This is a genomic window from Fluviibacter sp. (assembly GCF_057744235.1).
Genome location: NZ_JBIJFP010000001.1, coordinates 309304 through 334049 on the forward strand (window position 1 = coordinate 309304; position 24746 = coordinate 334049).

General features: G+C 55.4%; 24 protein-coding genes and 1 riboswitch. Of the genes, 15 read left to right on the plus strand and 9 right to left on the minus strand.

The window, feature by feature from the left end; genetic code table 11:
* Genes AC3GOJ_RS01485 through AC3GOJ_RS01500 form a run of 4 tightly spaced genes read right to left on the minus strand, consistent with a single transcriptional unit; the run spans position 1 to position 3649 of the window.
* On the minus strand, positions 1-570 hold the full coding sequence (locus tag AC3GOJ_RS01485) for a histidine phosphatase family protein (RefSeq protein ID WP_488235674.1): 570 nt from the start codon (positions 568-570) through the stop codon (positions 1-3).
* A 5-nt stretch (positions 571-575) separates the two neighbouring features.
* The gene (gene cobT, locus AC3GOJ_RS01490; RefSeq protein ID WP_488235675.1) at positions 576-1613 is read right to left on the minus strand and encodes a nicotinate-nucleotide--dimethylbenzimidazole phosphoribosyltransferase; all 1038 of its coding nucleotides are present in this window, start codon (positions 1611-1613) and stop codon (positions 576-578) included.
* A gap of 13 nt (positions 1614-1626) precedes the next feature.
* A complete protein-coding gene (gene cobU, locus AC3GOJ_RS01495; RefSeq protein ID WP_488235710.1) occupies positions 1627-2187 on the minus strand; it encodes a bifunctional adenosylcobinamide kinase/adenosylcobinamide-phosphate guanylyltransferase in 561 nt (186 codons plus the stop codon).
* Positions 2177-3649 carry a cobyric acid synthase gene (locus AC3GOJ_RS01500; protein ID WP_488235676.1) on the minus strand — a complete coding sequence of 491 codons (1473 nt, stop codon included), beginning with the start codon at positions 3647-3649 and terminating at the stop codon, positions 2177-2179. The genes cobU and AC3GOJ_RS01500 overlap by 11 nt, the downstream gene beginning before the upstream one ends.
* A gap of 97 nt (positions 3650-3746) precedes the next feature.
* Here AC3GOJ_RS01500 and bluB point away from each other — a divergent pair, with 97 nt between their 5' ends.
* Genes bluB through AC3GOJ_RS01535 form a run of 7 tightly spaced genes read left to right on the plus strand, consistent with a single transcriptional unit; the run spans position 3747 to position 10057 of the window.
* Positions 3747-4484, plus strand: a complete 738-nt coding sequence (gene bluB, locus AC3GOJ_RS01505) for a 5,6-dimethylbenzimidazole synthase (RefSeq protein ID WP_488235677.1) — start codon at positions 3747-3749, stop codon at positions 4482-4484.
* Entirely contained in the window at positions 4477-5475 is a 999-nt protein-coding gene (gene cobD, locus AC3GOJ_RS01510) for a threonine-phosphate decarboxylase CobD (RefSeq protein WP_488235678.1), read from the plus strand. Before bluB ends, cobD begins: the two co-directional genes overlap by 8 nt.
* Positions 5476-5499: 24 nt before the next feature.
* A complete protein-coding gene (gene cobO, locus AC3GOJ_RS01515) occupies positions 5500-6117 on the plus strand; it encodes a cob(I)yrinic acid a,c-diamide adenosyltransferase (protein ID WP_488235679.1) in 618 nt (205 codons plus the stop codon).
* A 2-nt stretch (positions 6118-6119) separates the two neighbouring features.
* A complete protein-coding gene (locus tag AC3GOJ_RS01520) occupies positions 6120-7412 on the plus strand; it encodes a cobyrinic acid a,c-diamide synthase CobB (protein WP_488235680.1) in 1293 nt (430 codons plus the stop codon).
* The gene (gene cbiB, locus AC3GOJ_RS01525; protein WP_488235681.1) at positions 7412-8359 is read left to right on the plus strand and encodes an adenosylcobinamide-phosphate synthase CbiB; all 948 of its coding nucleotides are present in this window, start codon (positions 7412-7414) and stop codon (positions 8357-8359) included. Before AC3GOJ_RS01520 ends, cbiB begins: the two co-directional genes overlap by 1 nt.
* Before the next feature lie 10 nt (positions 8360-8369).
* A complete protein-coding gene (locus AC3GOJ_RS01530) occupies positions 8370-9287 on the plus strand; it encodes a cobalamin-binding protein (RefSeq protein WP_488235682.1) in 918 nt (305 codons plus the stop codon).
* 2 nt (positions 9288-9289) lie between these two features.
* On the plus strand, positions 9290-10057 hold the full coding sequence (locus tag AC3GOJ_RS01535) for an adenosylcobinamide-GDP ribazoletransferase (RefSeq protein WP_488235683.1): 768 nt from the start codon (positions 9290-9292) through the stop codon (positions 10055-10057).
* A 34-nt stretch (positions 10058-10091) separates the two neighbouring features.
* Here AC3GOJ_RS01535 and AC3GOJ_RS01540 read toward each other — a convergent pair whose 3' ends face one another.
* From AC3GOJ_RS01540 to AC3GOJ_RS01550, 3 genes are read right to left on the minus strand one after another with little or no spacing between them, the layout of a single operon-like run.
* Positions 10092-10907 carry an ABC transporter ATP-binding protein gene (locus tag AC3GOJ_RS01540; RefSeq protein WP_488235684.1) on the minus strand — a complete coding sequence of 272 codons (816 nt, stop codon included), beginning with the start codon at positions 10905-10907 and terminating at the stop codon, positions 10092-10094.
* Positions 10904-11884 (minus strand): FecCD family ABC transporter permease, encoded by a 981-nt coding sequence (locus AC3GOJ_RS01545; protein WP_488235685.1) that lies wholly within the window; start codon positions 11882-11884, stop codon positions 10904-10906. Before AC3GOJ_RS01545 ends, AC3GOJ_RS01540 begins: the two co-directional genes overlap by 4 nt.
* Positions 11885-11893: 9 nt before the next feature.
* The gene (locus AC3GOJ_RS01550; RefSeq protein WP_488235686.1) at positions 11894-13768 is read right to left on the minus strand and encodes a TonB-dependent receptor domain-containing protein; all 1875 of its coding nucleotides are present in this window, start codon (positions 13766-13768) and stop codon (positions 11894-11896) included.
* Between the two features lie 117 nt (positions 13769-13885).
* A riboswitch (cobalamin riboswitch) is annotated at positions 13886-14107 on the minus strand.
* A 111-nt stretch (positions 14108-14218) separates the two neighbouring features.
* Between AC3GOJ_RS01550 and AC3GOJ_RS01555 the strand changes: the two genes are divergently transcribed.
* Both AC3GOJ_RS01555 and AC3GOJ_RS01560 read left to right on the plus strand, forming a co-directional pair.
* On the plus strand, positions 14219-14422 hold the full coding sequence (locus AC3GOJ_RS01555; RefSeq protein ID WP_488235687.1) for a hypothetical protein: 204 nt from the start codon (positions 14219-14221) through the stop codon (positions 14420-14422).
* Complete coding sequence (locus AC3GOJ_RS01560; RefSeq protein ID WP_488235688.1) at positions 14422-14751, plus strand: cell division protein ZapA; 330 nt, start codon at positions 14422-14424, stop codon at positions 14749-14751. Before AC3GOJ_RS01555 ends, AC3GOJ_RS01560 begins: the two co-directional genes overlap by 1 nt.
* Positions 14752-14923: 172 nt before the next feature.
* On the opposite strand, the gene AC3GOJ_RS01565 is transcribed toward AC3GOJ_RS01560, so the two are convergent.
* The gene (locus tag AC3GOJ_RS01565; RefSeq protein WP_488235689.1) at positions 14924-15652 is read right to left on the minus strand and encodes a GntR family transcriptional regulator; all 729 of its coding nucleotides are present in this window, start codon (positions 15650-15652) and stop codon (positions 14924-14926) included.
* Positions 15653-15821: 169 nt separating this feature from the next.
* Here AC3GOJ_RS01565 and scpA point away from each other — a divergent pair, with 169 nt between their 5' ends.
* From scpA to AC3GOJ_RS01595, 6 genes are all read left to right on the plus strand, one after another.
* Positions 15822-17978 carry a methylmalonyl-CoA mutase gene (gene scpA, locus AC3GOJ_RS01570; RefSeq protein ID WP_488235690.1) on the plus strand — a complete coding sequence of 719 codons (2157 nt, stop codon included), beginning with the start codon at positions 15822-15824 and terminating at the stop codon, positions 17976-17978.
* 30 nt (positions 17979-18008) lie between these two features.
* Positions 18009-19052 carry a methylmalonyl Co-A mutase-associated GTPase MeaB gene (gene meaB, locus AC3GOJ_RS01575; RefSeq protein WP_488235711.1) on the plus strand — a complete coding sequence of 348 codons (1044 nt, stop codon included), beginning with the start codon at positions 18009-18011 and terminating at the stop codon, positions 19050-19052.
* Between the two features lie 28 nt (positions 19053-19080).
* On the plus strand, positions 19081-20613 hold the full coding sequence (locus AC3GOJ_RS01580; protein WP_488235691.1) for an acyl-CoA carboxylase subunit beta: 1533 nt from the start codon (positions 19081-19083) through the stop codon (positions 20611-20613).
* 19 nt (positions 20614-20632) lie between these two features.
* Positions 20633-22621, plus strand: coding sequence for an acetyl-CoA carboxylase biotin carboxylase subunit (accC, locus tag AC3GOJ_RS01585; RefSeq protein ID WP_488235692.1), 1989 nt, complete (start codon positions 20633-20635; stop codon positions 22619-22621).
* 291 nt (positions 22622-22912) lie between these two features.
* The gene (locus AC3GOJ_RS01590) at positions 22913-23323 is read left to right on the plus strand and encodes a hypothetical protein (protein WP_488235693.1); all 411 of its coding nucleotides are present in this window, start codon (positions 22913-22915) and stop codon (positions 23321-23323) included.
* Positions 23324-23338: 15 nt separating this feature from the next.
* Positions 23339-24142, plus strand: coding sequence for a tyrosine-type recombinase/integrase (locus tag AC3GOJ_RS01595; protein WP_488235694.1), 804 nt, complete (start codon positions 23339-23341; stop codon positions 24140-24142).
* A gap of 44 nt (positions 24143-24186) precedes the next feature.
* On the opposite strand, the gene AC3GOJ_RS01600 is transcribed toward AC3GOJ_RS01595, so the two are convergent.
* Complete coding sequence (locus AC3GOJ_RS01600) at positions 24187-24609, minus strand: hypothetical protein (RefSeq protein ID WP_488235695.1); 423 nt, start codon at positions 24607-24609, stop codon at positions 24187-24189.
* Positions 24610-24746 lie beyond the last annotated feature (137 nt).

The window sequence follows — 24746 nt, forward strand, 5'->3', positions numbered from 1 at the left end:
CTATTGTACCGAGGTCGCCCGGATTTGCTCGGCCGAGAAATCCAGGCAGAGCACCTGGCCGTAGTCATAACGCAGTGAAAGCCATTGATGGCCATGTAATTGCAGATGATAGGCCTGCAAAGCACGCATCACTCCGGCGTGCGTGACCACAATCATCTCGGCACCATCAATCGCAATGTCGTGTAGCCAGGCGAGCACCCGCTGTTGTAGCTCATACCCGGTCTCGCCTCGTGGCGGACGGAAACCGGCGATATCCGCCGCCCAATCATCAAGTGCGGAGGGGCCAATAGCATCCCAGGTTTGTCGTTCCCAATCGCCGAAATGCAGTTCCTGCAATCGGGCATCGATGGTTGGTGCAGGATGCAGCTGAACGGCCAGTTCAGCACAGCGCTGCAAAGGGCTGGAGAAAACGGGCAGTGATGCCATGTGAGCCGGCAACTGTTCGCGTAGCTTATTTAACGCTGCCGATTGTTCGTGCAGGGGCGTTAGTAACCCGAGATCCGTTTGCCCGTAACACACCCCAGACGTTACTGCCGGGGGGAAGTGTCGGATCAGCCAGAGTCGTAGCATGAGGGTCAGGCTTTCTCCGAAACGCCAGCTGATGCAAAGCTGGCCATGTCGTTAATAAATGCGACAGCGCCCCGAATCAAAGGCCAAGCCAGTGCAACCCCCGTACCTTCCCCCAGTCGCATGCCTAAATCAAGCAATGGTTCAGCTTGCATGGCAGCCAGTTGCACCCGATGGCCGGCCTCGGCAGAACGGTGGCAATAGACACAGTAATCGCGCGCCGCCGGGTACAGTTTGCAGGCCACGAGCGCTGCAGCACCCACTACAAAGCCGTCAATCAGCACCACCATACGCCGTTCGGCGGCAGCGAGAATCACACCGACCATGGTGGCGATCTCGAAGCCACCAAATTCCTGCAATGCATGAGCCGGATCTGTGATGTTTCCTGTCCGTTCTAACGCCTGCGCCAGCAGTTGCTGTTTGCGATTCAAACCTGCATCATCCAATCCCGTACCGCGCCCGACGCAGACGTCGAGCGGCTCTCCGCTCAAACAATGCGTCAGCAAACTGGCTGAAGCTGTATTACCGATGCCCATTTCGCCGAGCCCGATGACATTGCAGCCCTTATCCGCACAGCCTGCAACCAGTGTTGTGCCGTTTTCTATGGCTTGTTGATATTGCGCGGTCGTCATCGCGGGGTGTTCGAGATAGTTCTCCGTGCCGGCCCCCAGCTTGCAATCAATCAGATCCGGCCGCGTACCAAATTCATGGGCGACACCGCAATCCACCACCGCGAGCGGTAGACCATAAGTGCGGGTAAAGACATTGATGGCGGCACCGCCGGCCAGGAAATTCTCCACCATTTGCCAGGTGACGTCCTGTGGATAGGCGGACACACCAGCTTTGGCAGCGCCATGGTCTCCGGCAAAAACCAGCATTTGCGGTGATGTGAGTTGGGGTGATGCCGTTTGCTGAATCAGGCCAATTTGTTTGGCGAGGGATTCCAGTTGACCCAATGCGCCCAGTGGTTTCGTTTTTCCATCAATCTTGGTTTGTAATTCGTGCGCCAGCGCACCCGTGGTTGGTTGGATGTTAAACAGTCGCATAATTTTCCTGAGATTAACCGCGCAAGCGGAGTGGTAGCCCGGCAACCGATAAGGTCACGCGCTCGCAAAGTGCGGCTACATCCTGGTTGAGCCGTCCCTGCTCATCGGCAAATCGTCGTGCCAGCCGGTTTTCCGGCACCACGCCCGAACCAATTTCATTGCTGACCAGAATGATTTCGCCCGGCAGCCCTGGCAAGACATCGAGGAGCGCCTGTCGTTCGCCCCAGAATTGGTCACAGGTGATCCGTTCGCCGCCCTCCAACTGAGCGCCCGCCCGTCCCTTGAAAACCAACGCAGACAGCCAGAGCGTCAGACAGTCCACGATGAGACAGGTATGGTCGCTGGCATGGGCTTGCAGTGTCGCTGCGAGTGCTATCGGTTCTTCGACGGTCATCCAGTGCGTCGGACGACTTGTCCGGTGGTGTGCCAGCCGTTCGGCCATTTCTTTATCCCAAGCCTCGGCGGTAGCGATATAAATGACCGATAGCCCGATTGCTTCATATCCGGCAGCCCGGTTTTCAGCCAGCCGGCTTTTACCGCTGCGGGCACCACCCAGAATCAATTCACGCACGATGGCTCTCCTGCAGAATCTGCTCAATCATGAGCCAATCCAGGCTTTGCTCAACGGCGTCAGCCAGGCGATTGAGATCTGCTTCACGGCGTGCGACAAAATCCACGGTAGTGGTTTCTGCGCAACCCGCCCAGGCCAGCAATGCCGCCAGCGCCTCAGGTTGGTCAAACACACCATGGCAATAAGTGCCGGCAACTTGCCCGTCTTCCGACAGGGCCCCATCGCTGCGGTCATCATCTATGCGCACCATAGGGCGGGCCATATCCGTACCTTCGCTGACGCCGAGATGGATTTCATAACCCGTCATGCGAGGTTCGCCGGGTAAACAAAGTGTGCCGCGGACGTTTCTGAGCTGCTTTTCCGATGCCAGCGTGGTCTCTATTTGCAACCAGCCTAACCCTGCTGAAGTACCAGCCGTGCCTTCCAGCCCTTGTGGGTCATGCAATACCTGCCCTAGCATCTGGAAACCTCCGCAGATGCCGAGAACCTTACCGCCATAGCGCAAATGTCGTTCGATGGCTTTGTCCCACCCTTGCGAGCGTAACCATGCAAGATCAGCACGGACGGCTTTTGAACCCGGCAAAACCACCAAATCGGCTGGAGGTATGACCTGATTGGGGCCGATCCACTCAAAATCCACTTCGGGATGTAACCGCAACGGATCCAGATCATTGTGATTGGAAACCCGGGGGTACGCGGGTGCAATGACCTTGAGGCGCGCTTGACCAGATAGCTCCTGGCCACTGGCAATGGCGTCTTCTGCATCAAGAAACAACCCATGTAGATAAGGTAATACACCCAGCACCGGCTTTCCGGTTCGTTCCTCAAGCCAATGCAAGCCGGGTTCAAGTAGCCCGATATCCCCGCGAAAACGATTAATCACAAAGCCTTTGATGCGTGCCTGTTCGCTCGGAGAAAGCAGGTCCAGCGTACCGACCAGATGCGCGAAAACGCCGCCCCGATCAATATCGGCCACCAGAATCACCGGGCAATCCACGGCCTCGGCAAAGCCCATGTTCGCGATATCGCGATCCCGCAAATTAATTTCAGCCGGTGAACCGGCACCCTCGACCAGAACGGCCTCGAATCGGCGGGTCAGGCGGCTCCAGGAATCCAGTACTGCCTCCATGGCACGGGGTTTGTAGGCATGGTAATCCTTGGCGTTGAGATCTGCCGCGACCTTCCCCTGAATGATGACCTGGGCTTGACGATCTGTGGTCGGTTTGAGCAGCACAGGATTGAAGTCTGTGTGGGGTGCCAGACCGCAGGCATAGGCTTGTAATGCCTGGGCGCGGCCGATTTCGCCGCCATCTTCGGTCACTGCCGAGTTCAGTGCCATGTTCTGTGGTTTGAATGGTGCAACATGCACACCACGACGCTTCAGGATCCGGCACATGGCCGCAACCAGCGTCGATTTTCCGGCGTCGGAGGTGGTGCCCTGAACCATCAGGGAAGCGCATGACATATTGAACAATCCTGACAATAAAAAAGAGGCGCCAGCAACCGTAATTACAACGCCTTATTCGTTTATTATCCCATGCCTGACAGGTATTTACGGCGCCATGACGACTTCCGACGCACTGCCCAGCCAACCGTTTCCAGATGCTGCCCGAGATGCGGTTTATCAGGCTATTTTTTCGCGCCGTGATGTGCGTAGCCAGTTCCTTCCGAAAACGATTCCGGATGATGTGCTCGGCCGGCTGCTGCTGGCCGCACACCATGCGCCATCGGTGGGGTTCATGCAGCCCTGGAATTTTCTGTTGATCCGTTCGGTAGAGACCAAAGCGCGAATTCAGACCCTGTTTCGCAAGGCCAATGAGGAAGCACGTACCCAGTTTAAGGATGAGCGCAAGGATCTGTACAGCCGCCTGAAGCTGGAAGGGATTCTCGACGCACCCATTAATCTATGCATCACCTGTGATCGGGAACGCACCGGGCAAACCGTTTTGGGCCGGACCCACATGAAGGAAATGGATCTCTACAGCACCGTCTGTGCCGTACAGAACCTCTGGCTGGCCGCGCGAGCAGAAGGTATTGGCGTGGGTTGGGTCAGCATCTTTCACCCGCATGAACTGAAAGCGGCTCTAGGCATTCCTGAAAATATCGTACCGATTGCCTATTTGTGCCTAGGTTACGTCAGTGAATTTCTGGATCGGCCGGAGCTGGAAAAAGCGGGTTGGCTTTCCCGGCTCCCCCTCGAAGACCTGGTATTTCACGATACCTGGGGACAAACCGGGGGCGAGCATGATCCGTTGGCAGATACCTACCAGGCACTGAGACAACAGTACGGCTATGCTTGAACACGGTGGTCGTTTACGTGCCGCCGCACAGCGCTTCGGCATCCCTCTGGACCAATGGGTGGATCTTTCTACCGGGATCAGCCCGTGGCTCTATCCCGTACCGGAAATTCCGGATGCCGCCTGGCACCGGTTGCCCGAACCGGATGACGAACTCGATACCGTAGCCGCCAGTTATTACGGCAACCCTGCGTTAGTGGCGACTGCCGGCAGTCAGGCAGCCATTCAGCAGCTCCCGGCGTTGTTTGCCATTTCACAGGTTGCAATCATTGGTCCGACGTACAACGAACACATCGCCGCCTGGCGGCACGCTGGACACGAGGTACGCATCGTCGATACACTTGATGCCGCCGTTGAGAGCGGTGCGCAGGTTGTGCTGGTTTGTAATCCGAACAATCCGACCGCAACGCATTACCCGCCCACTGCGCTACTCGCCGCTGCCGAAAGTTTGAATCAACGCGAAGGCTGGTTACTTGTGGATGAAGCTTATGGCGATGCCTACCCGGAATCCAGTGTCACGCCCATGGCGGGAACCGATGCCGCACCCCGGTTGGTGACGTTCCGATCGCTGGGAAAATTTTTTGGCCTGGCCGGTGCCCGTGTCGGTTTTGTTTTTGCCAATCAGCTGCTGCGGCAGCGCCTGGCCGAGGCACTGGGCCCCTGGGCCATCAGTGGCCCTGCCCGATGGGTTGCCCAAGCAGCACTAGCAAACACGAACTGGCAACGCAACCAGATCACCCATATCCGTGATGCGGGCATCCGCCTGAAATTGCTGATCACCCATACCATCCGCCCCGAGGCGCCGGTAAAATCAACGGGCCTATTCAGCACCTTGCAGCTGGCCGATGCGACAAAGCTGTTCGAGCATCTGGCCCGGCACGGGATTCTGGTTCGACTGTTTCGCGACGAATCCCTGATCCGGATCGGTATCGCGGCAGATCATGAATGGAAGCGCCTGGAGCTCGCGCTGAATAGCTGGTCCACCGGCACATAAACTCATCACCCTTCAGAGAACACTATGACCCAAGAACAAGACAACGGCCGCAACGAACGGCATCAGCAGCGCATGGTGCGCAAAAAAGATGTTGTTGACGAAAAAATCGCTGCAGCCCAGGCAGAAAAAGGCCTGTTGCTCATTCACACTGGCAATGGCAAAGGCAAGTCTTCTTCGGCATTCGGTGTACTGGCGCGGGCGATTGGCCACGGGCTGAAATGTGCCGTGATCCAGTTTGTTAAAAGTCGGTCCGACTCGGGTGAAGAAGCCTTCTTTCGTCTGTTCCCCGAGCAGGTGTCATGGCAGGTCAAGGGCGAAGGCTTTACCTGGGAAACCCAGGATCGGGAGCGCGATAAGCGCGCTGCCGAAGCCGCCTGGGCAGAAGCCTGCAAACAGCTCGCTGATCCGGCGATTAATTTAGTGATCCTTGATGAGTTTACCTATGCCTTTAAATTTGGCTGGCTGGCGTTGGAACCCGTCATTGACGTATTGCAGAAGCGCCCGCCCATGCAGCATGTCATTATCACTGGCCGTGCTGCACCGCCTCCGCTGATCGAGATTGCCGACACGGTTACGGAAATGGGGATGGTCAAACATGCCTTCCAGCAGGGCATTAAAGCCATGCCGGGCGTTGAGTTCTAGAGATGGTGAAATCAACGGTGCAATGCCCGGCGCTTTTAATTGCCGCGCCAGCTTCCGGTCAGGGCAAGACCATGATCACGGCTGCTTTGGCCCGTCTTCACCGTCGGCAAGGCCGCCGTGTCAAGGTCTTCAAGTGCGGTCCCGATTTTCTGGACCCGCAGATTCACGCCATCGCCAGTGACGCACCTTGTGAAAATCTGGATTTCCGGATGGGCGGTGAAGCCGATGTCGCCTGGCGATTGGCACGTGCGGCACAGGAGTACGAAGTCATCCTGATCGAAGGCGTGATGGGATTGTTTGATGGTGATCCCTCTGCCGCGGATCTGGCCCGCCGTTACAACTTGCCGATTCTCGTCGTGATCGATGGCAGTGCCATGGCCGCCTCTTTCGGCGCCATTGCCTTAGGCATGAAAACCTATCAACCCGATACGCGGGTTGTTGGCGCATTGGCGAACTGCGTGGGTTCGGCCTATCACGCACAGCTGCTGGAAAAAAGTCTGCCTGAAGGGATTGCCTGGTTTGGCGCCGTCCCCCGTAATAACGAATCGGCTTTGCCCGAGCGACACCTCGGATTGTTACCGGCCGCAGAAATTGCCGATCTGGCGCAACGCATTGATCGACTGGCTGACCGGATTGCCGAAACAGCTGCAGCCGAATTGCCGCCGGTAGCGACGTTTCCTGATGTTGCGGCCCCGATCTTCGCCCCCGCCTTACAGGGCAAAACTATTGCCATCGCGCGCGATGCCGCATTCTGTTTTGCCTATCCCGCCAATCTCGAATGTCTGCGGGCGCTGGGTGCGACGCTGTATTTTTTCTCGCCGCTACAGGATGCCGAGCTCCCCGTGTGTGATGCCGTCTGGTTACCGGGCGGCTACCCGGAGTTACATCCGGAGGCCTTGGCTGTAAACGTTTCGATGATTGCCAGCCTCAAGGCGCATATTGATGCTGGCAAGCCGGCGTTGGCCGAATGCGGCGGCATGATTGCTTTGGCTGAACGCCTTGTTGATACCGACGGCATAGCACACTCGCTGATGGGTATTTTGCCGGGTGTCGTCCAGATGCAGAAAAAGCTGGCCGCTCTGGGCATGCAATCGCTGTCGTGGTCGAGCGGCAAACTAGGTGGTCATACGTTTCACTATTCCACCTTTGATTGTCCGTTGACACCGATCGCCCATACACAGGATGCGCACCAGCGGCAAAGTGAAGCGGTGTATCAGGTCAACAGGCTCACGGCGACGTACTTTCATGCTTACTTTCCCAGCGCGCCAGAGACCGTGGCCGCCCTACTGAGCTGATGAGTAATTTCAGCCTCCCCATCCTGACGCTCATGGTGTTGGTGGCCTGTGCGCTGGATCGCCTGTTGGGTGAACCGACCCGTTTTCATCCATTGGTGGGTTTCGGCCATCTCGCAGCGCGTTGTGAAAAGCGCTTTAACCAACCCGACCTATCACTGCACGCCACCCGTTGGCGCGGACTGTGCTGCTGGAGCGCTCTCGTGTTGCTACCTCCGCTGGTGATTGGCATGACATTACCGCTGCTCCATGGGTTGCTCGAGATGGTGCTCAGCATTGTTATTTTGTATCTGACGATTGGCGGCCGTTCTTTGCAGGAGCATGCCGCTCGTGTGCAAGCGGATCTGGAATCGGGAGATCTCGCGGCCGGACGCATGCATGTGAGCTGGCTGGTGTCGCGAGATACCTCAAGCCTTGATCACAGTGGGGTCAGCAAAGCCTGTATCGAATCAGTCCTTGAAAATGGCAACGATGCATTATTCGCGCCGATCTTCTGGTTCTGCCTGCTCGGGCCTGCCGGCGCACTGATGTATCGCCTGGCCAACACGCTCGACGCTATGTGGGGTTACCGTACACCCCGTTTCGTGAATTTCGGTCGTGCCGCCGCCCGGCTTGATGACCTACTGAACTTTGTGCCGGCAAGATTGACGGCACTGGCCTATACCCTCGCCGGTCAGACCCGCTCCGCATGGCAATGCTGGCGATTTCAGGCGCCTCAGTGGGATAGCCCCAATGCCGGACCGGTCATGGCCGCGGGCGCAGGTTCACTTGAGGTTCTGCTCGGTGGTGCTGCGGACTATCATGGTGCGACAGAGCATCGGCCGCTACTGGGCTGTGGCAACGCACCCGATAGCGCCGACATTCGACGGGCACAACAGTTACAGCGCAAAGCACTGGGGCTCTGGTTGGCCACACTGACGCTGACAGCAACTTTGTCCCTGATCTTCTAGAATGGATTCCATGGATACACTTCATAAGCGCTTCTGCAGTCCGTTGATCATTGGCCTGTTCGGTTTTTCTGGCGGACTCATGGCCGCACCGATCAGCGTGAAAGATGATCTAGGCAACACCGTGACGTTGACTGCGCCGGCCAGTCGCATCGTGACGCTATCACCATCGGTCGTTGAGGTGACATACGCCGCAGGTGCTGGCGACAAAATTGTTGCTACGGTCGACTATAGTGACTTTCCGGCCTCGGCGCTGAAGATTCCGCGTGTCGGTGGACATTCCAAAATCAATCTGGAAGCTGTGGTCGCGGCGAAACCGGATCTGGTGATTGCCTGGGAATCCGGTAATTCACCCTCGGCGCTGGACAAGCTGCGCCAGATGGGGATACCGATCTTCATGTCACAGCCGCACAAGATGACGGACATACCCGGTGAAATCGAACGTATCGGTGTCTTGACCGGCACAGAAGCCACGGCCAAAAAATCCGCAGCGGATTTTCGTCAACGGTATCAGGCACTAGCCAGCAAATACAGCAACCGATCTCCGGTCACCGTGTTTTATCAGGTCTGGCAAAATCCACTCATCACGATTGGCGGGCAGCAGATCATGTCGGATGCGATTACCCTGTGCCGTGGCGAGAATATCTTTGGCGCACTCAAACCGCTGGCACCACGTGTGAGTTTCGAGGCGGTGATTGCCGCCAATCCCGAGGCGATTGTCACATCAGGCATGGCTGACCAGAATCCGGAAATGCTGGATGCCTGGAAAAAGTGGCCCAGCCTTACGGCTACCCAGCGCAACAATTTTTTCTTTGTGCAGTCCGATCTCATGAACCGCAGTGGCCCCCGTATTCTTGACGGCACGAAAATCCTCTGTGAAGCGCTGCAAACAGCGCGCGATCATCGACCCAAACGTGGGGAAAAACCTTGAGCATGCCCAGGCTACGCCGGGAATTGATCGCCTTTCTTGGCGCAATCCGATTCTTTACACGTATCCCAGTATCAGATCGAGTGCCGCATTCTTCAGCAGGCCTGAATGACGCTGCCCGCTATTTTCCAGCGGTAGGCATTCTGGTTGGGTTGATGAGTGCACTGGCTTTCGGGGTTGCCTGCTGGCTTTTTCCATCGTCCGTGGCTGTCCTGTTAGCCATTCTGACCAGCATCTATTTGACGGGCGCGTTTCATGAAGATGGTCTATCCGACATGACCGATGGCCTGGGTGGCGGCTGGGAAAGGTTGCGCATCCTCGAGATCATGAAAGATTCACGGGTGGGTAGCTACGGCGTCATAGCGATCACGATGGCGCTTCTTGGCAAATATGTGCTGCTCACTGCTTTTGAGCCGATGTGGGTGCCGCTGCTGCTGATTGCCGGGCACGCCTTCTCCCGATATTGCTCGGTGCTGATGATGGCGGGCATGAATTATGTGCGCGAAGATGCCTTGAGCAAATCCAAGCCCTTGGCCACAAGGCTTTCGCGCAACGCGTTACTGATTGCATCGTTGTTCGGCGTTGCCCCCATGTTGCTCTTGCCCGGTATGGCGGCGCTGTGCGGCCTGCTGGCCGGCTTGCTGGTGACTATCTGGTTAGGCCGGAAGCTGGAGAAATGGCTGGGGGGCTATACCGGAGATTGCCTGGGTGCAGTCCAGCAATTGAGTGAGCTGGCCTTTTATCTGGGGGCGCTGGCTGTGCTAGCCGCATAACTACGCCGGAATTTGAGCCCTACCCCTAGGGGCATTAGGCCGGCACGAACCAGCGCTGCATTTCGCCCCGCACATCGGCACGATCAATCTGAACCAGCGGGTAACCATAGAGGCGGGATAAATTTTCTGCAGTCAGCACGTTTGTGACGGAGCCATACTGCCATTCGCCATCGCCGAAGAGCAGGAGTGCTGAATCACAGAAACGATGGGCCAGCCCAGGTTCGTGTAGCACCATCATGCAGCTTATCCGTTCACTGTAAGATCGTTGCCGCATAAGATTCAGCACCTCGATCTGATGGTTCAGATCCAGATGTGCTAAAGGTTCATCCATGAAATAGAGCGTTGGTTTCTGCGTCAGAATTGTGGCGATTGCCACGCGTTGCCGCTCACCCCCAGACAGTGTGAGCACATCGCGTGCCGCAAAATCTGCTAGGCCGACAGCCGCCAGCGAGGCCATCGCTAATGCGTGATCCTTCGTGGATTCCCAGGCCCAGCGATTCAAATGCGGGTGCCGTCCTGAAATAACCGTTTCCAGCACCGTCGCACTAAATTGATCTTGTTGTTTCTGAGCGAGCCAGCCCCGCCAACAGGCGGCCGCACGATCACCCCAATCGGCATAGCTTTTACCGCCAAGCAGGATCTCACCCTGCAGTTCACCACGAGGCAAGCCTGCCAGGCAGGATAACAATGTGGATTTGCCCACACCGTTGCGCCCCAGAATGGCCATCATCTCACCGGGATAGGCTTCGAAAGATAAATCCTGACAGACGTGAGTATTGCCAACCTGTAAACCCACCGAGGCAACTCGGAACAGCGCCTTGAGCGCATCAAAAGATTGACGGTGCGTCATTGATAGCGTGTCCGGTTAAGCAGATACAAAAATACGGGAACGCCGATCAGTGCTGTGACCACACCCACGGGTAGCTGCTGCGGGGCAATCAATAAGCGGGCCAGTGTATCAGCCAGTACCAGAAAGATACCGCCTGCCAACATGGATGTTGGTAGCAAAATGCGTTGGTCATTGCCAACGATCATTCGCGTCAGGTGTGGAATGACCAGTCCGACAAAGCCCACTGAGCCTGCGGTTGTGACCGACACGGCTGTTGCCATGGAGGCGAGTAGATAAACGGCAATACGGACAACGCCGACCGAAACGCCAAGCGCTTTGGCTGTATCGTTGCCGCGAATCAGCACATTCAGATCACGTGCCAGCGGGGCCGTTAGCAAACCAATCACGGCCAGGCCCGCCAACGCGTAGGTTGGATTGACGCCCTGAGAAAAATCTCCCATGAGCCAGAACAGCATGCCTCGCAAGCGTTCTTCAGGCGCAATCGACAGCAACAGCGTAATGAGCGCCCCACAGCCTGCGGCCACCATCACCCCGGTGAGTAGAAGCCGCGTTTGCGTCCAGCTGCCGTCGCCATGCGCCAGACCAAATACAATCAGAATAGCCAGTAGCGCTCCGGCAAAGGCAAAACCATTGAGCCCTGCGACACCCAGACCAAAGAAAATCGCGAGCAGTGCCCCCACCCCGGCGCCGCCGGAAATACCCAAGATGTAGGGGTCGGCCAGAGGGTTGCGTAACAGCACCTGCATCAGTGCACCAGCCAGCGCCAATAATCCGCCGCAACCGAAAGCGGCTAGCGTTCGGGGTAGGCGCAAGTCGCGAATCACAGCCGCTGATGGCGCATTGGGATCCATCAAACCGCTAACCACATCGGCAAAAGATATCTTCACGCTCCCCACCGATAACCCGATGGCAATCGCCCCGAGTGCTAAAAGCAGCAGGGCGATTAAGACCGGAAAGAGTCGTCGTAGAGAGGTCACGTGCAAAATTTAGCGTTGATCGAAGCGGAGGCCGACAAAGAGGTTTGATCCTGATGTACGGTAGTTCTGAACCGTCTGATATTGTTTGTCAAAGATGTTGTTCAATCTCATGAAGGCAGAAACATCTTTGTAGATTTTGACATTGCCATAAAGGTTAAACACCGAATAACCGCCAAGGGTTGTGTTGCTTGATGTACCCGGATTCGTCTGCTGTGGGCCTTGAGCCTGCATTTGCCCACCTAGCTTCCAGTCAGTCAGTCCTTTTTCAACCGTAAGGCTGCCAAAACCTTGTGGATGGTAGGCCAGCCAGGCGCCAGTGTCAGCATTCAGTGGGTTTTGATAATCCACACTACCCATAACATTCAAACCCAAAAAATGACCATCGTAACTCGTTGTTACGCCTTGAATCGTTGAACGGCCAACGTTCGTATACGTTGCATAGTTACTGGTGAAATTTACTAAATTGGTTATATTATTGTAATAATAAATAACACCGGCGCTGTGTGTGCCATCGTTGTATCTCACACCTACTTCTGTATTCTCCGATCGTGTTGGTTGGAGATTGGCGTTTCCTTTGTATAAACCCCCGGTACCCGGGTAATAGAGCTGGTTAAAGGTCGGTGCCTGGAAGCCAGTACCCCAAGATGCAGTCCCTCGAATGGTTGGTAGAATAAAGTAACCATAGCCAAGTGAGGTCGTTGTGGCGTTACCGAATTGGCTATTGTCATCATTACGTAAATTTGCCTGCAATAGATGATTGCCGATATCAGCGTTCCAGCCACCTTGAACGGTGTTTATATTTCTGCTGGTGACGTTATAAGCTGTCGTAGAATTAACCGATTGGTTTAAAAACTCGTACGCAACCATGGCATTGCCAACTGGCAGCTTAATGTCGTTTTGCCACTGAGCTTGTTTTTGCGTAGTGTTAAACACGGTCTGGGCATTGTTAGCATACCAACTCCGTGCGTTGTCCTGAGATGTTCCGATTCGGATCATACTGGTCCACTCGTCAAGCACTTTGTTTTTAGTGAATGCTGACAAAACATTTAAAGACTCCAAGCTTGTGGCTGGCCCAGTGGCTAACCCACCCGCTGCGCTCGTGCTCGTGAATCCGTTCTGGCCACTGCCATATAAGGTCTTGATGCCAAATTCTTGACCTGGTGCCAACGTATAAATTAAATTTGCTGAAGCATTGGTATTCGTATATGAAGCTGGTTGCTTATTGTAGGGACTGTTAATCAAAGTGGGAAAACTCACCGAATGGGTATTTCCCCCATAGACGCTGTAGCTTAAGCCACCTTCAGATCCCTCGACTCCGATGTTCTCGGATGAGGTGTTATAGGTACCGTAACCCGAGTCTGCGTAAAACTTAGCGGGACCTTCACCTTTACGCGTGAATAGCTGAACAACGCCGCCGATTGCGTCAGAACCATACGAAGATGATGTGGGGCCGCGTACCACCTCCATGCGGCCAATCTGCGGCATCGGAATATACGCCCATGGCGGCGCACCGGTTGTAGCCGAATTGAGTCTTAACCCATCCACCAGCAGAATTGTTTGTGCGTTAGAGGCACCTCGGATCTGCACAGTCGTATTTGTGCCTAAGCCTCCGTTAGAGCGCACGGTAACCCCCGGTGTGTTGGCCAGAATATCGGTAATTGGCTCAGCCGGACTGTAATCCCGAATCTGTTCCTGGTCGACGACCGTGACATCAGAAATCAGTTTGTTATAGCGCGTCGGGATTCGCGTCGCCGTGACCACAATCGGATCAGCAATGTCGGTAGGTTGCTGCATTTCCACTTGCGCAACGGCAGCAAGAGGTAACAAAGCAACGGCACAAGTAACAAGTGATCGGGCAAAGCCCGGGGTATGGATAACAGACATGGCAACTCCTGGCGCGCATGCGCCAAAGCCCGAACGAGCGTCCCCGCAGGTTCAAGCAAACAAAACTGAAAGGAGTGGTCTGATAGCCGCAAGCAGCGATCGGAGCCGCTCACCCGCAGCACGAATGTCCGATAGGCCGGTCTCCGGGCTCGCGCGGGGTAGGGCAATCCCTACCGAACGTACCGCCTTCCCAGACCCGAAAGTCCAGTGGCTTGAGGTACGACACAGCGCTTACCGTTGCGGGGGCAGCACCGGGTTGGCAATAAATGCGTCACCGGTTTCCCGTTTCACCCCGGAGCAGTTTCACTGCGACGGGGCACCGATCGGAAGGTTCATCTTAGACAAGACGAACGCGGCGGATTGTATCACCAATCGACCAATCGTTTAAAAATCATCTACTTAATATAAATATGGTTGACCCTTCGCCGTCGGCATCCTATAGTGCGCGGCATGGATAGCCATCTTTCTCTGCTGGATCAGAAGCTGACCCAGCTCATTTCGCTGCTCGAGCAATCGCGCGAACAAAACAACCAGCTCCGGGGCAACCTGGAGGCGGCCGAGGCGCGCTGTCAACAGCTCGAGTCACAAATGGACAGCGCTCGCAACAAGCTTGAGCAGGTGGTGTCGCACCTGCCTGAATCGGTGAATCTGTGATGACAACGCCTAATCATCTGGACATTACACTGCTCGGACGTGAATACCGTCTGGCCTGCCCGCCCGAACAACAGGAAGCGCTGCGTCAGGCGGTTGCTCTGGTCGATAGCAAAATGCAGGCAGTTGCCAGCAAAGGCCGGCAGGTGTCTGCCGAGCGTGCCGCGATCATGTCAGCCATTTCGCTGGCACACGAGTTGCTTGAAGCCCGTATGCAGGGCACTAGCAGTGGTGTACCCAGCGTTGACAATGGCGCTGCCCAGCGTAAAGTAGACGACATGGTCCAACGCGCTACGGTCGCCATTGAGGCGCACCAGAACGCGCTGTTCTAGTCGCAGTTTAGTTCTACTCTATGCCCCTTGCGGCGTTGGTGATGCCCAGCGTTGCTTGAACCAATGCTTATAGCAATGGTCGCTGGCTCCTATACCGCTGTTGTGATCGCCCCATGCGGGCGAACCTGATGCGGCACGTCAGCGGCCTCACTGAACCCAGGTTCAGAGTCACCTAGGTATTGCTGCGTTCGCGGGGGGCGCCCCCCTCATCCATTTGCTTCTGAATCGCGTGCTGACCGGCCAGTAAGTGCGCGCGCATAGCCGCCTCGGCACCCTCGGCATCCCGATCCAGCATCGCCGCCAGAATCAGACGGTGTTCTGCCAGCGATGAATCCAGACGGCCAACACGAGACAGTGAGTTCAGTCGCGACAGCTTGAGCACTTTGCGCAGATCATTGATGATCTGAATCAACCAGCGATTGCCCGCCTGTTCCTGAACAATCCGGTGAAACTCCTGATTAACCTCAAAGAATTGACGGATTTCATTGGCCGCTGCCGCGACTTCTAAGGCATCGTGGCACGCCTGCAGCCGACTGGCCGCCGCATCATCGAGCTTACGGGTAGCTTCATAGGCGCAGCGGCCTTCGAGCATGGCCAACACAGGGTAAATCTCGGCGGCATCTTCTTTGGAAATTTCAGCCACATAACAACCACGACGTGGTTTCAAGGTCACTAAACCCTCGACCGCAAGCACTTTCAGCGCCTCCCGTAACGGCGTGCGGGAGATGCCATAACGGGCAACGAGTGCCAGTTCGTCAATCCAATCTCCCGGCTGCAGCACGTGGTCGAAAATCTCCTCGCGCAGGCGGTTAGCGACCTCCTGATAAAGCGCTGAAGAAACAATGGGTTGCCGAGCGCCGCGTGGCGTCTTTTTTGGGGGAGTCGGGGATGTTGCGCCCATAATTATGAATAACGTATGATTCGGTTTATATGTGTGGTGTGCTGTCAGCAGTCTGCCACAGTTTGCTGCTTTCACCCAAAGCAGCACTTCCTGCGAAGTACAGGTCGCGTGATCGTCTGCGCGATTTGTTGCACCGCAACCGTCAAGAATTTCCGTCGTGAGGTTTGCCATGAGTCATTCGAACAAAGCCACCCCAGAGGCCATTGAAGCCTGGAAAAAGGCAGCCGCCAAACAGTCGCCGGATGGCGATCTGAGCCGCCTGGACTGGCACACGCCGGAAGGCCTAACGGTCAAACCGCTCTATACACAGCAGGATGTCGAAGGTCTGCAATACGTCGACACCCTGCCAGGCTTCGCCCCATTCCTGCGCGGCCCACAGCCCACCATGTATGCAGTCAAGCCATGGACCATCCGCCAGTACGCCGGCTTCTCGACAGCTGAAGCCTCAAATGCCTTCTACCGCAAGGCGCTGGCCGCCGGTGGTCAGGGCGTCTCGGTCGCATTCGACCTCGCAACGCACCGCGGTTATGACTCGGACAACGCCCGTGTCGTCGGTGACGTTGGCAAGGCGGGTGTCGCCATCGACTCCGTCGAAGACATGAAGATTCTCTTCGATCAGATCCCGCTCGATAAGATTTCTGTTTCGATGACCATGAATGGCGCCGTGCTGCCGATTCTGGCCGGCTATATTGTGGCCGCTGAAGAGCAAGGCGTTTCGCAAGACAAACTGTCCGGCACGATCCAGAACGACATTCTTAAAGAGTTCATGGTTCGTAACACCTATATCTATCCGCCAACCCCGTCGATGAAGATTATTTCGGACATCTTCGGTTACACCGCGCAGCACATGCCGAAGTTCAACTCGATTTCGATCTCGGGTTATCACATTCAGGAAGCCGGTGCGAACCAGGCGATCGAATTGGCTTTCACGCTGGCCGATGGTCGCGAGTACGTGCGCACGGGTATCGCTTCGGGCCTCGACGTTGATGCCTTTGCTGGCCGCCTATCGTTTTTCTGGGCTGTGGGCATGAATTTCTATCTGGAAATTGCCAAGATGCGTGCAGCGCGTCTGCTCTGGCACCGGATCATGTCGGAGTTCTTCCCGAAGAGCGCCAAGTCGCTGATGCTGCGCACCCACTCGCAAACGTCGGGCTGGTCGCTCACCGAGCAAGACCCATACAACAACGTGGTACGTACCACGATCGAAGCCATGGCAGCCGTGTTCGGCGGCACCCAGTCGCTGCACACCAATGCACTAGACGAAGCCATTGCGCTGCCAACCGAATTCTCGGCTCGTATCGCCCGCAACACACAACTAATCATCCAGGAAGAAACCCACATCACGAACGTGATCGATCCATGGGCCGGCTCCTACATGATGGAAAAGCTCACCCAGGACATGGCCGACAAGGCCTGGAGCATCATCGAGGAAATCGAAGCCATGGGCGGCATGACCAAGGCCGTGGAATCGGGCTGGGCCAAGATGCAGGTGGAAACCTGTGCAGCCGACAAGCAAGCACGCATCGACTCCGGCAAAGACGTCATCGTGGGCGTGAACAAATACAAGTTGGCCAAGGAAGACGACATCGACATTCTCGATATCGACAACCATGCTGTACGTGAAGCCCAGGTTGCCCGACTGCAGAAGATCCGTGCAACGCGCGATAGCGCAGCGGTTGATGCTGCACTGAATGCGCTGACAGAAGCTGCCAAGTCTGGCCAGGGCAACTTGCTCGACCTCACCGTTAAGGCAATCCGCCTACGTGCAACGGTCGGCGAGGTGTCCGATGCGCTGGAAAAGGTCTTCGGCCGTTTCCGTGCTAACAACCAAACCATTTCTGGTGTGTACGGAGGCGTTGTGCAAGGTCAGGAAAGCTGGGAAGAGATCAAGCAAGACATCGAGAAGTTCGTTCAAGAACAAGGCCGCCGTCCACGCATCATGATTGCCAAGCTTGGCCAGGATGGTCACGACCGCGGCGCCAAAGTCGTGGCAACCGCCTTTGCCGATCTCGGTTTCGACATCGACATGGGCCCACTGTTCCAGACACCGGAAGAAGCCGCCCGTCAGGCGATCGAAAACGATGTACACGCCATCGGCGTATCGTCGCTGGCCGCCGGCCACAAAACGCTGCTACCCACCCTAGTGAATGCACTGAAGGAACAGGGCTCCGATGACATCATCGTCTTCGCTGGCGGCGTAATTCCAGCGCAAGACTACGACACCCTGTACAAGGCTGGTGCCAAGGCGATCTTCGGCCCGGGTACGCGCATTGAAGATTCGGCCCGCACCGTGCTGGCTGAAATTCGTAAAGCACTGGCCAAGTAAACCCCGCTTTCTGCACTGAGTATGAACGCAATGCGCCCGGAAGAAGTCACCACGCTCACCGAAGCCGATCAGGCTTTGGTGTCGGGTGTGCTTGCCGGTCAGCGTCGTGCGTTGGCCAAATCGATTACGCTCATCGAATCCACGCGTGAGGATCATCAGATCCGCGCTCAGCAAGTGCTGAACGCGTTACTGCCGAATACGGGCAACGCCATCCGCATTGGCATTTCCGGCGTACCCGGTGCCGGCAAGTCGACCTTCATCGAAGCGCTTGGCATGTGGCTCATCAAACAGGGGCACAAACTCGCAGTATTGGCAGTTGATCCTTCTTCGAGTGTTTCCGGTGGTTCGATTCTGGGTGATAAAACCCGCATGGAACAACTCTCCGTGCGTGAAGAGGCCTTTATTCGCCCTAGCCCCTCTTCCGGTTCACTCGGCGGTGTCGCCGAAAAGACCCGTGAAGCCATGCTGCTCTGCGAAGCCTCCGGCTACGATGTCATCATCGTTGAAACCGTCGGCGTCGGCCAATCCGAAACCACGGTGGCGGGCATGGTCGACATGTTCTGCCTACTGCAACTACCCAACGCCGGTGATGACCTGCAGGCCATTAAAAAAGGCATCGTCGAGATTGCCGACCTGGTCGTCATTAACAAAGCCGACATCGATCCACGTGCCGCAACAGTAACCGCGGCCCAGTGGCGCAACGCCCTCGGCATGCTCCGGCCGAGCAGCCCGAACTGGCAGCCACCGGTGATTGCGCTCAGCGCCCTGCACCACGATGGCATTGAAAAGTTCTGGGAAGCTATCGAGAAATATCGCACCGCGCTGGTGCCTACGGGCGAGTTTGCCGAACGCCGCCGCCATCAGGCACAAGCCTGGATGTGGAGCCTGATCGATTCAGGGCTTCGCCGTGCCTTTCATGCCAACACCACCGTACTGGCCAACCTGCCCGGCATCCGCCAGGCCGTTGACGAAGCGCGCCAGACACCCGCTTCAGCTGCCCGTCAGCTTTTAGGTGCCTTTCTTGGCACAACCCTTGCTCAAACATCGCCAACGACCTCTGGTCTCGGCTCGTAATTCCGGATATCACCTAAGGAGTCTCACTATGCAAGACATCATCCATCAGCTCGAACAGAAGCGCGAACAAGCGCGTCTGGGCGGCGGTCAGAAGCGCATCGACGCGCAACACGCCAAGGGCAAACTGACAGCCCGCGAGCGCATCGAACTATTCCTGGATCCGGAATCGTTCGAAGAGTGGGATATGTTCAAAGAACATCGCTGCACCGACTTCGGCATGGAAAAACAATCGCTGCCGGGTGATGGCGTTGTTACTGGCTACGGCACCGTTAACGGCCGTCTGGTATTCGTGTTCTCCCAAGACTTCACTGTGCTGGGCGGTTCGCTGTCTGAAACGCACGCCGAAAAGATCTGCAAGATCATGGACCAAGCCATGAAGGTCGGCGCACCGGTAATCGGCCTCAACGACTCGGGTGGCGCCCGTATTCAGGAAGGCGTTGCTGCCCTGGGTGGCTACGCAGACGTATTCCAGCGCAACGTGATGGCATCGGGCGTGATTCCGCAGATCTCCATGATCATGGGCCCCTGCGCCGGTGGTGCGGTTTACTCGCCATCAATGACCGACTTCATTTTCATGGTCAAAGACAGCTCGTACATGTTCGTAACGGGTCCTGAAGTCGTTAAGACCGTAACGCATGAAGAAGTGACGGCCGAAGAACTGGGTGGTGCCATTACCCACACCAGCAAATCCGGTGTTGCTGACCTGGCCTTTGAAAACGATGTCGAAGCACTCATGATGCTGCGCCGTCTGATCAACTTCCTGCCATCGAGCAACAAAGAAAAGCCACCCGTACAGCCAACGCTCGATAGCGCTGACCGTCTGGACTTCTCGCTCGATACGCTGGTCCCTGCTAACCCGAACCAGCCTTACGACATGAAGGAACTGATCATCAAGACCGTTGATGACTGCGACTTCTTCGAGATTCAACCGGATTACGCCAAAAACATCATCATCGGCTTTGGCCGCATGGAAGGTCGCCCGGTAGGCATCGTTGCCAACCAGCCGCTGGTACTGGCCGGCTGTCTGGACATCAAGTCATCGATCAAGGCTGCCCGCTTTGTGCGTTTCTGCGATGCCTTCAATATTCCTGTGGTTACCTTTGTCGACGTACCAGGCTTCATGCCAGGCACCTCGCAAGAGTATGGCGGCATCATCAAACACGGCGCCAAGCTGCTCTACGCGTACGCCGAATGTACCGTACCGAAGGTGACTGTGATTACCCGTAAGGCCTACGGTGGCGCATACGACGTGATGAGCTCCAAGCACCTGCGTGGCGACGTCAACTTCGCCTGGCCATCGGCAGAAATTGCTGTGATGGGACCAAAGGGTGCCGTGGAAATTATCTTCCGCGAAGAAAAGAACAACCCCGCCAAACTGGCCGAACGCGAAGCCGAGTACAAAGCTAAATTTGCCAACCCATTCGTGGCGGGCGCACGCGGCTTTATCGACGACGTCATCATGCCGAACGAAACCCGCAAGCGCATCTGCCGCTCGCTGGCCATGCTGAAAGACAAAGATATCCAGAATCCGTGGCGCAAGCACGGCAACATTCCGCTTTGATCGCCCGGGAGATAAAAACATGTTCAAGAAAATCCTGATTGCAAACCGCGGCGAAATCGCCTGTCGCGTTATCAAGACTGCCCGCAAGATGGGCATCAAAACCGTTGCCGTGTATTCGGAAGCAGATGCCTCGGCGCGCCACGTCGAACTGGCTGACGAAGCCGTCTGTATCGGCCCGGCTGCTTCGAAAGAGTCGTACCTGGTCATCGACAAAATCATCGCTGCCTGTAAACAGACTGGTGCTGAAGCCGTTCACCCGGGCTACGGCTTCCTGTCGGAAAACGCTGATTTCTGTCGCCAGCTTGAAGCCAACGGTATTGTGTTCATTGGCCCGAAAGTGCTGGCACTGGAATCGATGGGCGACAAAATCGCTTCGAAGAAACTGGCCAACGAGGCCAAGGTCAACACCATTCCTGGTTATAACGACCCGATCGACACACCCGAACAGGCCGTTGAAATCGCCAAGGGTATTGGTTACCCGGTGATGATCAAGGCCTCGGCCGGCGGCGGCGGTAAAGGTCTGCGCGTTGCGTTCGACGACAAGGAAGCCTACGAAGGCTTTGCCTCCTGTAAGAACGAAGCCAAGAACGCGTTCGGCGATGACCGTGTCTTCATTGAAAAGTTTGTTGAAGAACCACGCCACATCGAGATCCAGGTGCTGGGCGATGCCCACGGCAACGTGGTTTATCTGAACGAACGCGATTGTTCGATTCAGCGTCGTCACCAGAAGGTCATCGAAGAAGCGCCATCGCCATTTATCGATCCGGCCACCCGTAAAGCCATGGGTGAACAGGCGGTTGCACTGGCCAAGGCTGTGCAATATCAATCAGCGGGTACGGTTGAATTCGTAGTCGGCAAGGACAAGTCCTTCTACTTCCTCGAAATGAATACCCGTCTGCAGGTAGAACACCCGGTCACCGAACTGATCACTGGCCTCGACCTTGTTGAGCAGATGATTCGCGTTGCTGCCGGTGAAAAGCTCGCCTTTGGCCAATCCGATGTGCAGCTGAATGGCTGGTCCATGGAATGCCGTATCAACGCAGAAGACCCGTTCCGCGGCTTCCTGCCATCCACCGGCCGCTTGGTGAAGTTTTCACCACCACAAGAAGTGCCAGGTCAGGTGCGTGTTGATACCGGCGTTTACGACGGCGGCGAAATCTCGATGTTCTACGACTCGATGATTGCCAAGCTGATCGTTCACGCAGCAACCCGCGAGCAGGCCATCGAACGCATGCGCGATGCACTGAACAGCTTCGTCATCCGCGGTATTTCGTCGAACATCCCGTTCCAGTCAGCGCTGATGCAGCACCCGCGCTTCCAGGCCGGCAACTTCACCACCGCGTTTATTGCTGAAGAGTACCCGAAGGGTTTCGATGCCAGCGATGTACCGCACGATGATCCTGCACTGCTACTCAGCGTTGCAGCATTCGTTCATCGCACCTATATCGACCGCGCCGCACGCGTTACCGGTCAATTGCCCGGCCATGAGCTCAAGGTGGGCGACGAATGGGTTGTGCTGCGCGATGGTATTCCGCATAGCGTTACGGTTGAAGCCGCTGAAGGTGGTTACGATGTCACCTACTCGGGCGAAACGTTCAAACTGCGCTCCGATTGGAAATTGGGTGAAGCGCTGTTTGAAGGTACAGTTAATGGTGAGCCCTTCACCATGCAGCTGGAGCGCCGCAAGCTGGCTTACCGCCTCTTCCACTGGGGCACCCAGGTAGATCTGACCGTGCTGCGCGCCCGCGCCGCCGAACTGCTTAGCCTGATGCCAGAGAAGCAAGCACCGGATATGTCGAAGTTCCTGCTCTCGCCAATGCCTGGCTTGCTCCGTGAAGTGGCTGTTACCGTTGGCCAGGAAGTTAAGGCCGGCGAGAAGCTTGCCGTCATCGAAGCCATGAAGATGGAAAACATCCTCAAGGCCGAGCAAGACGGTAGGGTGAAGAAGATCTCGGCGGCGGCCGGTGAGTCGCTGTCGGTCGATCAGATCATTATCGAGTTTGAGTGACTGAAATGATATAACTTGTTGTTTTTATTGGTTACTTTATCTACAAACTTGATACGGACTACTGATACAAAACAACGGGTTATCGTCACCGTCTACGGACTTTTCTACGGAGTCCGAAACAGGAGGGGCATCTCACAGAGGTGCCCTTTTTGTTTGCGTGAGCGTTGTATGCTTAGTCTTTTTATGCAACAGTGAAGTCATTCGTACACCACGCTACCAGGCATGACAAAGACACCCAAACGCCCGAGCGCCGCTAAGAAGAAGGTTGTTAAGACCCCGCGGATGACTGATATGACGGACATTCTTGATGGTCTGGTGCGTATCTATCGCACACCTAGATCGGGTGAAGTGTGGCAGATGCGTATGTATGTTCAGAGTGAACAAAAGTACGTCCGCAAATCCCTTAAAACTCGCGATAAGCGTGTTGCACTAGAACAGGCAAAAGACGAAGGTTTAAGCGTCCTAACAAAGGTACGGAACGGCGAGAAGGTGTTCTCGATCACTGCAGGCGAATTACAGACACGCTATCTAAAGCACATCGCCGAACAGGTAGCAGGCAACCAAATCAGCGAAGGGCGCGCGCGCAACGTCCGCTCTTACACCAACCGTTATGTTGAGTTTGTCGGCGAGAACGAGACCATTCAGAATATCCCCGAACGTAAGTTCATGGAGTATCGCCAGTTCAGACAGAAGCAGTTATAGACCATCAAATTGACGGTGATCACCAATGAATCGATCACCATTAAACAGTTATACCGATGGGCGGTATCCGAGGGGTTAATCCAGAAGCACTACACGCCAGACTTCGGCAAGATTAAGATTCCCATTGATGAAACTCGCCGTGACGGATACACCCTAGAGGAATATACCCAACTGGTTGAGGTCGCTGGGAAGTGGTATCAAAAAGTACCGAAAGATCACCCGACTAAAGATCAGGAAATCTACTACCGCCGATCCATTAGAGATTTCATCGTGCTAATGGGTAACTTTGGTTTCAGAACTGGCGAATTGCGGCAACTCCAGTACATGAACGTCAAAGTACACCCCGATAAAACTGCAACCGTGACCGTTCAACCAGAAACTACAAAGGTTCGGCGAAAGCGAGAGGTACGGGGTCGACGGGGTGACATTTTCACGCGGAGAAAGACGTACTCGCCGTTCATCACTCGCGAGGATTACGTTTTCTCAAACTTTTCATCGAAGACCCCATTGAGCATGGAGACGCTGTATGCGTATTTTCATGAACTGGTAGCGGAAGTACAGAAGCAGCATAAGCATTTCGATACGGATAAAACCCCATACTCTTTGCGGCACTTCTACATCTCTTACCATCTACTGACGGGAAAAGTCTCGCCCTACGAAATTGCCAAACTAGCAGGAACGAGCGTTAAACAGATCGAGAAGCACTACGACCACGTACAGAATAGTCACATCGCTAAGAAGATCCTCGGGTCACAGACGCGAATCGACCGAAAAAATTGGGAAATTTTGATTGATGACGTTGAACGGTTTGAGAAATAAAAAAACCCGCCGTAAAGGCGGGTTTCTGTTAACTATCTTGATTCTTAAGCAGCAAGGCGTTCGATCGAATTCTCTTCAACATTGTTCGACTGAATTTCAGACTCGATCTTCTCAAGGTTAACCGTAACCAAATTTTTCAATTTCAGTTGGTTCAAGGCATTTGAAATGCTTTGAAGATCGATCTTGTTTAGACCCTTCGGAAAACTAACGCTAACCCGGATATTCCCTGATTGCACCTTAGGTGCAGGCGCTCCAAGAATACCTCGAATGGTCGATGCCTTGATAGCGGGATTTAACATCTGCGAATCGACCAGTTTCTTAAATTCGATAGAGGAGAGACTCGCGACCTTATAAAGCGTAGTCCAGTTGCTTGGCAGTTTTTCAACATGCTCCATTAATCGGTCGAAGTTCTGACCAATAGCGTTGTACTTGCGGAATGTAGAACCCGAAGCATCGAGATCGGTCAAAACACAGAACTGAGCGTGTCAGAATTTTTGTGTAAACGGTGTTTCATTTAATTCACAACGAGTCTATCGCCGAACTCAATAGTAAACCGAGTCAATGCCGCTTTCCAATCTTTGATGGGCATCGTCCATTTCTTACT

What these genes read in the sequence shown, in the direction of transcription:
- AC3GOJ_RS01485 (WP_488235674.1), bottom strand. Translation starts at nt 570, where the DNA reads ATGCTACGACTCTGGCTGATCCGACACTTCCCCCCGGCAGTAACGTCT.
- cobT (WP_488235675.1), bottom strand. Translation starts at nt 1,613, where the DNA reads ATGCGACTGTTTAACATCCAACCAACCACGGGTGCGCTGGCGCACGAA.
- AC3GOJ_RS01500 (WP_488235676.1), bottom strand. Translation starts at nt 3,649, where the DNA reads ATGTCATGCGCTTCCCTGATGGTTCAGGGCACCACCTCCGACGCCGGA.
- bluB (WP_488235677.1), top strand. Translation starts at nt 3,747, where the DNA reads ATGACGACTTCCGACGCACTGCCCAGCCAACCGTTTCCAGATGCTGCC.
- cobD (WP_488235678.1), top strand. Translation starts at nt 4,477, where the DNA reads ATGCTTGAACACGGTGGTCGTTTACGTGCCGCCGCACAGCGCTTCGGC.
- cobO (WP_488235679.1), top strand. Translation starts at nt 5,500, where the DNA reads ATGACCCAAGAACAAGACAACGGCCGCAACGAACGGCATCAGCAGCGC.
- AC3GOJ_RS01520 (WP_488235680.1), top strand. Translation starts at nt 6,120, where the DNA reads ATGGTGAAATCAACGGTGCAATGCCCGGCGCTTTTAATTGCCGCGCCA.
- cbiB (WP_488235681.1), top strand. Translation starts at nt 7,412, where the DNA reads ATGAGTAATTTCAGCCTCCCCATCCTGACGCTCATGGTGTTGGTGGCC.
- AC3GOJ_RS01530 (WP_488235682.1), top strand. Translation starts at nt 8,370, where the DNA reads ATGGATACACTTCATAAGCGCTTCTGCAGTCCGTTGATCATTGGCCTG.
- AC3GOJ_RS01535 (WP_488235683.1), top strand. Translation starts at nt 9,290, where the DNA reads ATGCCCAGGCTACGCCGGGAATTGATCGCCTTTCTTGGCGCAATCCGA.
- AC3GOJ_RS01540 (WP_488235684.1), bottom strand. Translation starts at nt 10,907, where the DNA reads ATGACGCACCGTCAATCTTTTGATGCGCTCAAGGCGCTGTTCCGAGTT.
- AC3GOJ_RS01550 (WP_488235686.1), bottom strand. Translation starts at nt 13,768, where the DNA reads ATGTCTGTTATCCATACCCCGGGCTTTGCCCGATCACTTGTTACTTGT.
- AC3GOJ_RS01555 (WP_488235687.1), top strand. Translation starts at nt 14,219, where the DNA reads ATGGATAGCCATCTTTCTCTGCTGGATCAGAAGCTGACCCAGCTCATT.
- AC3GOJ_RS01560 (WP_488235688.1), top strand. Translation starts at nt 14,422, where the DNA reads ATGACAACGCCTAATCATCTGGACATTACACTGCTCGGACGTGAATAC.
- AC3GOJ_RS01565 (WP_488235689.1), bottom strand. Translation starts at nt 15,652, where the DNA reads ATGGGCGCAACATCCCCGACTCCCCCAAAAAAGACGCCACGCGGCGCT.
- scpA (WP_488235690.1), top strand. Translation starts at nt 15,822, where the DNA reads ATGAGTCATTCGAACAAAGCCACCCCAGAGGCCATTGAAGCCTGGAAA.
- meaB (WP_488235711.1), top strand. Translation starts at nt 18,009, where the DNA reads ATGCGCCCGGAAGAAGTCACCACGCTCACCGAAGCCGATCAGGCTTTG.
- AC3GOJ_RS01580 (WP_488235691.1), top strand. Translation starts at nt 19,081, where the DNA reads ATGCAAGACATCATCCATCAGCTCGAACAGAAGCGCGAACAAGCGCGT.
- accC (WP_488235692.1), top strand. Translation starts at nt 20,633, where the DNA reads ATGTTCAAGAAAATCCTGATTGCAAACCGCGGCGAAATCGCCTGTCGC.
- AC3GOJ_RS01590 (WP_488235693.1), top strand. Translation starts at nt 22,913, where the DNA reads ATGACGGACATTCTTGATGGTCTGGTGCGTATCTATCGCACACCTAGA.